Here is a 10,820-nt window from a genome sequence, read left to right as displayed (position 1 = left end):
CGGCGTGGCGCTGGCTACCGCCGATACGGTTCGGGAGACGGATGAGCGGGCGTGCGCAGCCGAGTAGACCGTGGCCGTCAGGGTCAAGGCCAGAATGGCGGCGAAGGCTGTCAGCAAGGCCGATCGACGTCGGCGGGGACTCCAGCTGTTCCACCGACTTCTCTTTCGTCCGGACCCTTGGCCGGGACGGCGGGGCTCTCGCTCTTCCATAATGAACCAACCGTAGCTACCGCAGCTATGTGAGAGCTATGAAAATCCTGTCCATCAGCCACGTGTCGCCTGGGTGAATATCAGGCGTCACGGATCGGCGAGCCCAATACCGTGAACCGGGTGCCGCCCATCTCACCGGACAGCAGTGGCATTGCCTCACTTATCGCGGCCCGGACGCTGTCCAGCTTCAGCGAACCTTGGTGTGCTTCCGCCGATTCCCAGAGTTCGCAGACAAAGACCGTGTCCGGCGATTCTTCGTTGACGCCCACCTCGTAGAGGAGGCAGCCCGCGCCCCGGAGCTCCGGTTTCGGTCTGAGCAGGATGGATACAACGGCGTCGCGTTGGCCGGGTTTCGTGCCGAGGCTTCCTACGTTTGCAAAAGTCATGGGCCCATTGTGCTTCATTCCTCCGACGTTATTGGGGAATCGCGTACCGGCGGACAAAGTTGCCGAGGATCTTCATTGGTTCGGTCGCGGTGATCTTCCGGGCGTCGGCCATCAGCTGCTCAGCAGCCTCAGGCGGGAAGTATCCGGCGTGGCGATAGGTGTCGATCCGTGTGACGAGGCCTTCGGCGTCGAGCTCCGGATGGAATTGAGTGGCATAAAGGTTCTTCTTGATCCGGAACATCTGCACCGGGCAGGCGGCCGAACCAGCCAGCAACACCGCGTGCCCCGGCAGGACCGTGCAGGCTTCCTTATGGCCGGTAAAGGCGACAAAGCGCTCGGATATGCCTTGGAGGAGCGGGTCCTGGATGCCCTCCGCTGTGAGTTTGATGGTTACCCCGCCGAGTCCTTCACCATAGGTACGGTCAATCACGGCCCCCTGGTGAAGTCCCAAGGTTCCCACTCCGTAGCAGGCCCCCAGGAAGGGAAAGTCGGCGGCAACAATCGTGTCCAGCAACTGCGCGAGTTCCTTCTCCACCCGTTTCTGGACCGGGCTCTTGTGCTCCGGCGAGTCGCTCGAAGTGAAGGGGCTGCCTCCCACGATCACGCCGGAATAGTCGGAGAGCCTGAGCGGCGGCAGGGGCGCCGCCTCCATTCGGATGCGCTGTAGCTGCTCGGGAGCGAGCCCTCCAAAACGAAGATACGCCTGGTACTCTTCCTCGGCGGCGGCGTCTTCGGCGCGAGATGCGAGCAGGAGAAACGGCTTCACAGGCTAAGTGTGCGCCCGGTACCCGTGACGCGCCAGCGTTCGGCTGAAACATCCTTTTCGGGGCGGTGAGCCGCCGTTCACGTGCGAGAAATGTCCCGAATTCCGGCCGGGTGAAAGGATTTCACCTCCGTTGACTCGGGAATCCGCGGAATCACGGGGATCCTCGCCACCCTCTCCAGGTAGCCTCGCGTCCCCGCCGGGGGGCCGTTAACATTCCCGAAACATGCCCGTCATGCGTTCTTCACGCCGAGGCAAGTTATGTAACGTCCCCGCAATTTTTCCTCGCATTGCTTGAAACACGGAACCGGAAATATTGGGCAGGGGAAGAACGGGGCCACGCTACGGCGGCCCTCCTAGGCATTCCGATAAGAAGGGAAACGCACGTGGATATCACTGCGGAAAACGTTTGGGTGATGGTGTCGGCGGCACTTGCACTGCTCATGACCCCGGCACTTGGCCTCTTCTACAGCGGCATGACCCGGGCCAAGGCCTCCCTCAACATGATCATGATGAGCTTCATCTCCGCGGGAATCGTAGGCGCCGTGTGGATCCTGTGGGGCTACTCGATGATCAGCGGCAAGAGCGTACTGGGGATCTTCGGTAACCCGTTCAGCAGCTTCGGCTCGGCGGACTTGGTCGGTTCCACCGATCTCATCAAGCTCGGCTTCAGCGCTACGTTCGCCATCGTCACCGTGGCCTTGATCAGCGGCGCTATCGCCGACCGCGCCAAATTCACTTCCTGGGTCATCTTCGTCCCCATCTGGATCACCCTCGTGTACTGTCCCTTGGCTTTCATGGTCTGGGGCGGCGGCCTGCTCAGCCCCGGCGGAGCCATCAGCTCGGTCTTCGGCCAGGTGATTGACTTCGCAGGTGGCACAGTGGTGGAAATCAGCTCCGGCGCCGCCGCGTTTGTCCTAGCGTTGATCCTGGGCAAGCGGCACGGCTTTGGAAAAGACCCGAACCACCGCCCGCACAACCTCCCCTTCATCATGCTTGGCGCCGGCCTCTTGTGGTTCGGTTGGTTCGGTTTCAATGCCGGCGCGGCCACGACGTCGGCGCAGGCCGGCTTGATCTGGGTCAACACCCTTGTAGCCCCGGCTGGTGCCATGCTCAGCTGGTTGGTCACCGAGAAGATCCGGCACGGCCACCCCACATCCTTGGGCGCCGCATCCGGCGTCGTTGCCGGCCTCGTGGCTATCACTCCGGCCTGCGCCAACGTGGCTCCTGCCGCAGCCCTTGGCCTGGGTCTGGTGGCCGGTGCAGCCTGCGCCGTGTTTGTCGACCTGAAACACAAGTTCGGCTTCGATGACTCCCTCGACGTCGTGGGCGTCCACCTTGGTGGCGGGCTCGTGGGCACGCTCGCGCTCGGATTCATTGCGCTGCCGGTGAGCGGCAAGGGCGGAGGACTGTTTTACGGAGGCGGACTCCAGCAGCTCGTGGCGCAGATCGTCGCCATTCTTGTCACCCTTGCAGTATCTGGAATCATGACGGCGATCATCGCCCTGGTCATCCATAAAACCGTTGGATTCCGGGTCAGCCACGAAGCCGAGGTGGCTGGCGTGGACTTGTCAGAGCACGCCGAGACCGCCTACGAGTTCGGCAGCATGTCCCGGAGCCACTTCAACGCCATCCCTCACGTTGCTGCCCTCCCCCACGTCAACATCCCCGTCACGGCCCGAGCCGCTTCGGCAGTCCCGGTTTCAGCCCGTGCCGCCGCCGTCGCCTCGTCGCCCGCCGCCGCCGTCGAGCTCCAGCGCGAAAAGCAAACCGACCCGGCTTAGGCGAGGCGGGCATTTCCGCCACTGCAAGGGACGCGTACGCTCAATTTGTGGATATCGTCGATTTCCTCTCGGACCGCCTGAAAGAGGACGAGGCTGCGGCGCGGAAACTCCTTGGCGACCGTTCCGTCTCCGAGGCGGGCAAATGGTACGAGCGACGTCTTCTCCTGGAATGCGAATCAAAAAGAAGACTGCTCAGGATCGTGGAATCCGCGCGGCAAACGGCCTTGGCCACGATGGTTCGCGGCACGCTTGGGGACACCCCCCAGTGGATCCCGGAATCGATCGAATGGACCACGAAATCTCTGAATGCCCTCGCGCTGCCCTATTCGGACCATCCGGACTTCGAACCGGAATGGCTGGCGGAGACGTAGCTGGCGGACGCGAGGCGCGTTGGGTGGAGATCGGCAAGATCTTGCCGAAATGAGGTTTTGACGGCTTCACAGCAGCCAAAATCATTACTTTCGGCAGCATCTTGCCGATTTTGGCAAAATGGTTCAGAATTGACCAAGAATACTGTCAAATCGGCAACATCGTGCCGGATCATCGGAGACTCGTGGAGGACCTAGCGGCGATTGCGGCCACCATCCGGAAAGCACGCAAAGAGGCCGGAATCACGCAAGCTGACCTTGCCGACCTTGCCGGGACTTCCGAAAGGACCGTGCGGGCGATTGAGACTGCAACCGGAAATCCTTCACTGGGGGCCGTCGTGGCCGTAGCCAACGCCGTCGGCCTGCGCATGGCAGCAGTCTGATGGCCGACGATTTCGAGGAGTTGAAGTTCGTTCGTGCAGCGGACGTTCACAAAGGCGGCGTCCTGGCGGGCACCTTGCCCGCACTGGCCAGGGCGGGGTCAGTTTTTCCTACGCGGCGGAGTACCTGACATCCGGTTTGCCCGCGGTTGCCAGTTCGCTGCCCGTGACGGACCATCCCGTCGAGACTCCCGCTGGCGCTCTTCCGCCGTTCTTCGCGGGCCTGCTGCCGGAGGGGCATCGGCTGAGCGTGCTCAGGGACGCCACCAAAACCAGCTTCGACGACGAACTCACCCTCCTGCTCGCAGTCGGCGCCGACGTGCCAGGAGACGTCCAAGTGGTCCCTAGCGGCGAAATTCCCACCGAACCGGCACCCCTTGCCGACACATCCAGGCCCGAGGAACTGGACTTTGCCGCCCTCGCCAATGCAGTGGACCGCCATGCCATCCCCGGAGTACAGGACAAGGCAAGTGCCTCCATGCTGACCACACCACTGTCTCTCCGGGGGCAGCGGTATCTGCTCAAACTCGACCCGCCCAACCACGCACACTTGCTGGTAAACGAAGCGCTGCACCTTTCCGCCGCCAAGGATCTCAAGATCCCTGTAGCGAAGAGCCATATCATCGCCGACATGCACGGGCTGCCTGGGTTGCTGGTGGAACGCTTCGACCGCGTGCAGGACAAGGATCGCTCCTGGGTGCGCCTACCCATGGAAGACGGAGCCCAGGTCATGGGCCTGCCACCGGCTTCCAAGTATTCCGTGACGTCGGAGGACGTCGCTGCTGCGCTGGCCGGGCAGTGCAAGGCCCCACTCGTGGCAAGCCGCAATCTGTACCTGCAGTTCGTCTTTGCCTGGCTGACCGGGAACGGCGATCTCCATGCCAAGAATCTCTCGATCCTCGGGGACCGGCACGGAGGATTCGTTATGGCCCCGATCTATGACATTCCATGCACGCTGTTATACGGAGACGACTCGCTCGCGTTGCCGTTGTCCGGGAAAACCAAAAACCTCAAGGCGAAGCACTGGGCCGATTTCGCGTTCGCCCTCGGCCTACCACAACGCGCCGCAACCGCCGCAAATACATTGGCCCTGTCAGCCTCTGGGAAGGTCAAGTTGGAGGACCTACCGTTCACTGGGTCACCGCTCCGAGGCGCCCTGCGGGAGTTGAGGTTCCGGAGAGGAGAGCTGGCGGGCTGAGTCCGGGCGGTGACCCGACGCCGACCCCCGCCCCGCTTCATCAGTTCACTGATGATTTAGCTGATGGTTCCCTGCGAGTCGGACCAACGTGTTTCGGGGCTCCTAGCTTTGGGACCATGAAATTCAAAACAATCCCGGTCATCATCGGAACATTGTCTTGTGTGCTGGTCGGCAGCGCTGCGTTCGCGGCGGTCTCCACCTTCGCCGGCCCCCACGAGGACGGAACGGCAGTCACTTCAATCGGCATGCGCGTCACGCCGACCGGACAGCAGACCTCACTTGGGGACCTCCCGTTGAACTCCGCCATCTCCCCCGACGGCAAGCGGCTCGCCGTCACGAACAACGGTCAAGGTACGCAGTCGCTGCAACTCGTGGATCTCGCAGACCACGAGGTAGACCAGACCATCTCATACAAGTCCCCGGAATCCCTCTACATGGGCTTGGCGTGGAGCCCCGACGGCACCAAGCTTTACGCCAGCGCGGCAGCAAACTCGAAAATCCGCACCTACGGCTACTCCGGCGGCAAGCTGGCCGAAGGGGCGCCCATCCAGCTGCCCACCACGACGCCCGCGGGCAAGGCAGTCAATCTCTTTCCGGCCGGATTGGCGATCACGCCCGACGGCAAGCGGCTGGTTGTCGCAGATCAGCTCGCTGATGCCGTGTCCGTCGTCGACCTCGCCACCGGAAACGTCTCGACGACGCCGGCCGGTCACCGGCCGCTTTCGGTCGCCGTTTCCCCGGACGGCACGACGGCGTTCGTCACCAACCAGGGCGCCTCGGACATCTCCGCGGTGGACATTACAGGCGCCGAACCGAAGGTTTCCCGCACCGTCACGGTGGGTCTCCATCCCAACAAATCCGTCCTGTCGAAGGACGGCCACACGCTTTACGTTGCCAACGGCGACGACGACACCGTCTCCGTTGTCGACACCGCCGCCGGTACAAGCGCGAATATCAGCGTCGCACCCGAAAAGGGCGCACCGGTGGGAACCAATCCCACCGGACTGGCCTTGGACGAAGCCGGCCACCGCCTGTTCGTGAGCAACTCCGGTAACAACGACGTCGCCGTCGTCGACCTCGCCCAGAAGGCAGTCGCTGGTGTGGTGCCCGTGGGCTGGTACCCGAGTTCGCTGGCCTTCAGCGACGGGACATTGCATGTCACCAACGCGAAAGGGCTAGGCGCCGGGCCAAACAACGGACCTGGCCACCCAAACCCCGAGTCAACCGCTCCGGCCGCCGAAAACCAGTACAGCGGATCGATGATCTTTGGCACACTGAGCAGTTTCAGCGTGCCGGAGGGCGGTCAGCTGCAGAAAGCCACCGAGCAGGTCAAAAACAACAATCGCCCGGACACCGCCGGCGGCAACATCATCCCGCGCCAACCGGGTCAAGAGAGTCCCATCAAACACGTGATCTACGTGGTCAAGGAAAACCGCACCTACGACCAGGTGCTTGGGAGCCTCGGCAAGGGCAACGGGGATCCCTCACTGAACCTCTTCGGCGATGAGTCCGCACCGAATATGCGGGCCCTCTCCAAGAAGTTCACCACCATTGACAACTTCTACGCCGATGCTGAAGTGAGCGCCAACGGATGGAATTGGGTGGCCTCTGCCAACTCGAACCCGTACGCCGAGCAGATGTGGCCGGCCAACTACTCGGGTCGCAAGGCACCGTATCCCAGCGAAGGAAATGCCCCTGAAATCGCGGCCCAACAGCCTGACAACACGTATGTCTGGCAGCGGCTCGCCAAGGCAGGCGTCAGTTTCCGCAACTACGGCTTCTACGTTTCCAATAATGCCGGCACGTTCAACGCCGCGGACCCCGTCCTGGATGCGCAGACCGACCACAACTACCACGGTTACGACCTGAACTGCCCTGATTCGGCGGGATCGTTCGCGCCGCTGAAGCCTGGCTGCGGTACCCCACGTATTGAAGAATGGGCCAACGACTTCCAGTCCCAAGTGACATCCGGAACGGTTCCCACGGTCCAGTTCGTGCGCCTGCCGAATGACCACACCCAAGCCACCCGTGTTGGCGCCCCCACGCCAAAGGCTTATGTCGCGGACAACGACTACGCGCTCGGCAAGCTGGTGGACACCGTGTCCCACTCTTCCGCCTGGAAGGACACCGCCATCTTCGTCACGGAGGATGACGCTCAGAACGGCCCGGACCATGTGGATGCGCACCGCACCTTGGCGCTGGCCATCAGCCCTACACCCAGACAGGGAAAGTCGATTCGACCTTCTACAGCACGGCGTCAATGGTCCGTACCATCGGCCTCATTGCCGGCATCGGTCCGCTGACCCAGTTCGACGCGTTCGCCACTCCCATGAACGCATCGTTCACGGCCAAGCCTGACAACACGCCGTACACCGCGCTCAAGCCCAGCTACGACATGACCACCGTCAACGGGGCAAACGCTCCGATGGCCCCGCAGGTGGCCACCCAGGACACTGCCACCGAAGACAAGATCGATGAGCAGCTGTTCAATAAGTCCATCTGGCAGTCAGTGAACGGTGCTGACTCGAAGATGCCCGAACCCCAACACAGCGTGATCGGCTCCGGTTCCAGCAGCCAGCCGGCTGCGAAGGATCCTGACGGCTAGCCAGATCCTCTTTGGCAGGGCGGTCACCAGAATCGGGTGGCCGCCCTTCGCCGCGCCTGCGCTGAGCCTTGGATAAAAAACGGGCACACTCCCCTGTCAAAGAATTAGTCCAGAATCTATTCTGTTGATGGACCGGTACAAATATGGTCCGCCAGGCCACCGGCACGTCCCGGGAAGCCCATCCCGCTCCGGGGGCCGTCTCTACGAGGAGGCGTCCATGTCAACTCCCGATGTGCCAACCCGGGGGCCCGCAAGGCCCGGTCCGTATATTGCGGCCGGAATCCTGCTGGCCATCTCCATTCTGGTTCCGCTGTTCGTCCCGACGTATTCGATTGACCAGCCGCGGCTCGCAGGTATGCCGTTCTTTTACTGGTACCAAATGCTCTGGGTTCCGATCACCGCGGCCATGGTGGGCGTCTCCTACCGGCTGGTAACCAAGGAAGACCGTCGCCGCCGCGAGGTCGCGCGGGGCGCACGCACTCGAGGAAGAACAATGAGCGGGCTCGCCGTCCCTCTGGCGACCACGGGGGATCGGCCCGTCAACGGCGTCGCGCTCACCGTCGTCGTCGTGCTCTTTATCCTGGTGGCGGTGCTGGGCTTCTTCGCGGCGCGTTGGCGCGCGGGCAAGGAAACGGGCCTGCACAGTCTCGATGAGTGGGGCCTCGGTGGCCGCGGTTTCGGAACCTGGGTCACGTGGTTCCTCCTGGGCGGGGACCTCTACACGGCTTACACCTTCGTGGCTGTGCCGGCCGCGATGTGGGCCACCGGCGCCGTGAGTGGTTTCTTCGCGGTGCCGTACACGATCGTGCTCTACCCGATCGTCTTCCTGTTGATGAGCCGTTTGTGGTCGGTCTCGCACCGGCACGGCTTCGTCACACCGGCGGACTTCGTGGGCGGGCGCTACGGCAGCAGGGCACTCACGGTTGCGGTGGCCCTCACGGGCATAGTCGCGACCATGCCCTATATCGCGCTGCAACTGGTCGGCATCAAGGCGGTGCTCACCGTGCTGGGTCTCGGGAGCGCTGAGAATGTGCTGCTGACTGACTTACCGCTGATCATCGCATTCGTGGTCCTGGCCGCCTACACCTACACCTCGGGCCTTCGGGCGCCGGCGCTCATCGCCGTCGTGAAGGACCTCCTGATCTACCTCGCGGTCATCGTCGCTGTGATCTACCTGCCGATCAAGTTCGGGGGCTGGGACAACATCTTCGGTGCAGCCCAGACGAAACTCGACGCCGTCAGCCCGGCCACAGGCAAGCCCGCCGGCGTCTTCATCCCGGGTGCCGCCAGCTATTCCGCGTACTGGACGCTGGCCCTTGGCTCGGCCATGGCGTTGTTCATGTACCCGCACTCGGTCACTGGAGTCCTGGCGACGAAGAGCAGGAACACCATCCGCAAGAACGCCGCGGTCCTTCCGCTGTATTCGCTCATGCTGGGATTCCTTGCCCTCCTGGGTTACGCGGCCATCTCTGCGGGCACCAAGCCGATTGACCTGAACGGTGCCGTCAATCCACAGCTTGTAGTTCCGCAGTTGTTCCTGGACAATTTCCCCGCCTGGTTTGCAGGGATCGCTTTGGCGGCTATCGCCATCGGCGCCTTGGTCCCGGCGGCCATCATGTCGATCGCTGCCGCCAACCTGTTCACCCGCAATATCTACCGCGACCTGATCCGGCCCGACGCCGACCCGCGGCAGGAAGCGAAGGTCTCCAAGATCGCCTCGCTCGTGGTGAAGTTCGGGGCCCTGATCTTCGTCATCGCCATGGACCAGTCCGCCGCCATCAATATGCAGCTCCTCGGCGGTATATGGATCCTGCAGACCTTCCCGGCGATCGTGGCTGGGCTCTACACCCGATGGTTCCACCGCTGGGCGCTGTTCGCAGGGTGGGTCGCCGGGATCATCTACGGCACCGTCGCGGCATACAACGTGGTCAACCCCGTGACGAAGGCCAACTTCGGCGGCTCCATCGCCGCCATCCCGGGCACCAATGTGCAGGTCTACATCGCGGTCGTCGCGTTTGCCATCAACCTCATTGTCGCTGCCGTCCTATCGCTTGTCTTCCGCGCGATGAAACTCCCCGACGGGAAGGACATCACCCGGAACTCGGACTACGGGGCTGACGAGGACGATCCCAAGGTTGCCCAACTCCAACGCGAGTACCCACTGGGCGAAACGGGAGGCGGCACGTTCTGACCGGATCTGCTCGCTAGCGCTTCATCGACATTGCCACAGCAGCGATATCCCGCGGCGTCGTCCGGCACGAGCGCCAGCAGGGCCTCAGCCTCCGCGAAGGAAGGCAACGTCTCGCAGGCCAGCAAGCCCACCCGGGCCTCCACCAGCGCCCCGATGCGCGGCCGGTGGAACTCCTTGAACTCGCGCTGGGTGAGGACGTAGTCGCCCCGATACTCGGAACCGTCCGCGAGATACGCTCCATAGGGGCCGACAGATCCGGCAATCAGCAAAGGCCCCGCATCCGGGTTTTCCACCAAGAACTCTCCCCGGGCCTCGTCGGCCAAGCGAACGCTTAAGGCCACCAGCTCCAAGGCTTCCGCCTCGGCAATGCCGCGCCCGGCAAATCCTTGGGGCGTAGCCTGGTAGCTCGACGTGATGGCGATTTCGGCGCCGGCGTCGAAATAGTCGCGATGTACCTGCTTGATCAGCTGAGGCTGTTCCAACAAGACCCTACGATCCTTCTGCCGGGTTTGTTTGCCTAGGCTGGTTGGCGGAGTCCTCGTTGGTGGCGCCCACGAAACAGGTCCCCGAAATAGTGTGCCGCCATGACGGGCGGGTCTCCGTTCAAACGCGTTCCTGGCAGGGGTGGTGCTGTGGATCGGTAGGTATGTCCGGTGGGGGTGCGGATTTCGAGGACATGCCGCCCGCCGGGGCTGGTTGTTGCTGTCCTGGTTTTTGCTGGTCTGGTTTGTGCTGTCCAGCCGTTGAGTTCTTTGGTGTGGTTGCAGGCTTCGCACAGGCCCGCCCCGTTGTTCGGGCTGGTGGGGCCGTCGTCGTGCCAGGGGATGATGTGGTCGAAGTGGCGGATCGGTGCGTCGCAGTAGGGTGTCCGGCAGGTCTCGTCGCGGGCTTGGATGAAGCGCCGCAGGCCGGGCGGGAAGAGCCGTGCCCTCGAA

10 protein-coding genes and 2 pseudogenes are annotated in these 10,820 nt (G+C 63.0%); 8 read left to right on the top strand and 4 right to left on the bottom strand.

The annotated features are described in order from the left end of the window. Nucleotides 1-290: 290 nt before the first annotated feature. Together AHiyo1_RS17535 and AHiyo1_RS17530 are read right to left on the bottom strand one after the other, a co-directional pair. A complete protein-coding gene (locus AHiyo1_RS17535) occupies nt 291-596 on the bottom strand; it encodes a putative quinol monooxygenase (RefSeq protein ID WP_059389390.1) in 306 nt (101 codons plus the stop codon). Nucleotides 597-624: 28 nt separating this feature from the next. Beyond that, nucleotides 625-1,362, bottom strand: a complete 738-nt coding sequence (locus tag AHiyo1_RS17530) for a glutamine amidotransferase (protein ID WP_059389389.1) — start codon at nt 1,360-1,362, stop codon at nt 625-627. Nucleotides 1,363-1,745: 383 nt separating this feature from the next. Here AHiyo1_RS17530 and AHiyo1_RS17525 point away from each other — a divergent pair, with 383 nt between their 5' ends. The 8 genes and pseudogenes from AHiyo1_RS17525 (at nt 1,746) to mctP (ending at nt 9,885) form a co-directional block, all read left to right on the top strand. Further along, nucleotides 1,746-3,143: an ammonium transporter gene (locus tag AHiyo1_RS17525; RefSeq protein ID WP_059389388.1), complete on the top strand. Its 1,398-nt coding sequence runs from the start codon at nt 1,746-1,748 to the stop codon at nt 3,141-3,143. A 47-nt stretch (nt 3,144-3,190) separates the two neighbouring features. Next, on the top strand, nt 3,191-3,514 hold the full coding sequence (locus tag AHiyo1_RS17520; protein ID WP_059389387.1) for a DUF6221 family protein: 324 nt from the start codon (nt 3,191-3,193) through the stop codon (nt 3,512-3,514). A 182-nt stretch (nt 3,515-3,696) separates the two neighbouring features. Continuing rightward, a complete protein-coding gene (locus AHiyo1_RS17515) occupies nt 3,697-3,894 on the top strand; it encodes a helix-turn-helix transcriptional regulator (protein WP_059389386.1) in 198 nt (65 codons plus the stop codon). Nucleotides 3,895-4,012: 118 nt separating this feature from the next. Then, nucleotides 4,013-4,174: pseudogene (locus AHiyo1_RS27130) on the top strand (HipA N-terminal domain-containing protein); the annotation flags it as partial. A gap of 195 nt (nt 4,175-4,369) precedes the next feature. Beyond that, on the top strand, nt 4,370-5,089 hold the full coding sequence (locus AHiyo1_RS27125) for a type II toxin-antitoxin system HipA family toxin (RefSeq protein WP_253257460.1): 720 nt from the start codon (nt 4,370-4,372) through the stop codon (nt 5,087-5,089). Between the two features lie 116 nt (nt 5,090-5,205). Beyond that, complete coding sequence (locus AHiyo1_RS17505; protein WP_059389385.1) at nt 5,206-7,392, top strand: bifunctional YncE family protein/alkaline phosphatase family protein; 2,187 nt, start codon at nt 5,206-5,208, stop codon at nt 7,390-7,392. Next, complete coding sequence (locus AHiyo1_RS25655; RefSeq protein ID WP_059389384.1) at nt 7,350-7,694, top strand: hypothetical protein; 345 nt, start codon at nt 7,350-7,352, stop codon at nt 7,692-7,694. Before AHiyo1_RS17505 ends, AHiyo1_RS25655 begins: the two co-directional genes overlap by 43 nt. Nucleotides 7,695-7,911: 217 nt before the next feature. Beyond that, nucleotides 7,912-9,885, top strand: a complete 1,974-nt coding sequence (gene mctP, locus AHiyo1_RS17500; protein WP_253257425.1) for a monocarboxylate uptake permease MctP — start codon at nt 7,912-7,914, stop codon at nt 9,883-9,885. Between the two features lie 59 nt (nt 9,886-9,944). Here the strand turns inward: mctP and AHiyo1_RS17495 are convergent. Together AHiyo1_RS17495 and AHiyo1_RS17490 are read right to left on the bottom strand one after the other, a co-directional pair. Continuing rightward, nucleotides 9,945-10,376 (bottom strand): annotated as a pseudogene (locus AHiyo1_RS17495) (homocysteine S-methyltransferase family protein); the annotation flags it as partial. A gap of 26 nt (nt 10,377-10,402) precedes the next feature. Then, the coding region (locus tag AHiyo1_RS17490; protein WP_148667654.1) for an HNH endonuclease at nt 10,403-10,820 on the bottom strand (418 nt) is incomplete at its 5' end.

This window comes from Arthrobacter sp. Hiyo1, assembly GCF_001263615.2.
GTDB lineage: Bacteria > Actinomycetota > Actinomycetes > Actinomycetales > Micrococcaceae > Arthrobacter.
The sequence above is the reverse complement of the archived record's forward strand: the minus strand, read 5'-3'. Positions and strand labels throughout refer to the sequence as shown.

Excerpts from the sequence above, each read along its gene's own strand:
- AHiyo1_RS17535 (WP_059389390.1), bottom strand. The coding sequence starts at position 596 with ATGACTTTTGCAAACGTAGGAAGCCTCGGCACGAAACCCGGCCAACGC.
- AHiyo1_RS27125 (WP_253257460.1), top strand. The coding sequence starts at position 4,370 with ATGCTGACCACACCACTGTCTCTCCGGGGGCAGCGGTATCTGCTCAAA.
- AHiyo1_RS17505 (WP_059389385.1), top strand. The coding sequence starts at position 5,206 with ATGAAATTCAAAACAATCCCGGTCATCATCGGAACATTGTCTTGTGTG.
- AHiyo1_RS25655 (WP_059389384.1), top strand. The coding sequence starts at position 7,350 with ATGGTCCGTACCATCGGCCTCATTGCCGGCATCGGTCCGCTGACCCAG.
- mctP (WP_253257425.1), top strand. The coding sequence starts at position 7,912 with ATGTCAACTCCCGATGTGCCAACCCGGGGGCCCGCAAGGCCCGGTCCG.